We start from the raw sequence: 1,184 nt of genomic DNA on the forward strand, positions 1-1,184 counted from the left end.
CCATCGGCCAGAGGCCGCTGTAGAAGACGCGATTGAGAACTGCTGAGAACTGCTGAGCGGCGCCGGGATTCGCCAAATGGAATCGAAAGGGGCCGTCCCAGACCGCTGGTCTTGGGACGGCCCCAGGTGCGTAAGTCGCAGTAACGCTTGCCTAAACCGCAGCAACTGCTCAATAGCCGGAGCAACCGCTGGTGTTAGAAGCTACATCTGGCTCCGAGGTGGAACAGGCTTGCCTTCATCGTATACCCAGAGGCACCCCAGTAGCTGATTGTGGGATCGATCCCGATACCGGCACTTTCATACCGGTACCCGCCCACGATCTCAATGGTGTCGGTCAGGCGCGCCGATGCGTCTATGCTAACATCGTAGGAAGAGCTCTTGTCAGGGTCGAGAACCTGCCAGGAGTCGACATAGCGTTCATATTCCCCACCCTCTACATGATTGTAGAGGTCCTTGTAGATCTCGAAGACTGCGAGGGAAGGAGAGTACCCGATGGAACCGCTGACCGAAAACCTACCGGCGAAAGACGTAGAGACTTCAGCTCCCAGGCGCATACCACTTGCCTGAATGCCGTAGCCCCAGCCGGCGAATCTGCCTTCGGCCGGGTACTTGAAACCGGCCGCAATCACCGTGTCCCGATAGCCGACGGGAGGACCGAGTCTGAAGGATCCGAGATCGAACAGGTAGGCCACATCTCCTCCGAACGAGGTGACCCGCCCATAGTCCTCCTCATCACCAGTTGCCAGATCCCAATCATCGTCACACTGGCCCTCTGATGCATCCTTTGTCGTCAGGAACTCTGACACTCTCCAAGGTCCGGATGTCAAGTCGAGCGCATACCGCAAGGCGGGCGCGGTGGCAGAGAACTCATAGGTTGTGTCCGGATAGGCCTGGGTGAAACTGTAGTCCCCCAGCTGGTAGCTGACTCCGCCTCCCAGGGTCCGCCCCGCGGCACTTCCCATGCCCGCACAAGCGACTACGAACACGAACGCGAGACCGAAGACTACTACGGCTTTCCTCGTCGTATCTTTCTTCTCCGGGCCAGTGGTCCCACAATAGCGGGGATGTATTCCACAGAAGGACCTCGATTCCTACCGTACCATATCGGGATTAGTGGGGACTCCGCATCTACTGCTGGTCTTGATCCACGGGAGGACGAAGACTGAGTAAAGTTTAAGTGGGTA

General features: G+C 57.8%; 1 protein-coding gene. It reads right to left on the reverse strand.

What is annotated here, in order from left to right:
• Positions 1-194 precede the first annotated feature (194 nt).
• Positions 195-986, reverse strand: coding sequence for a hypothetical protein (locus tag NUW23_15485; protein ID MCR4427559.1), 792 nt, complete (start codon positions 984-986; stop codon positions 195-197).
• Between the last annotated feature and the right edge of the window lie 198 nt (positions 987-1,184).

The organism is Bacillota bacterium (assembly GCA_024655925.1).
GTDB lineage: Bacteria > Bacillota > DTU025 > DTU025 > JANLFS01 > JANLFS01.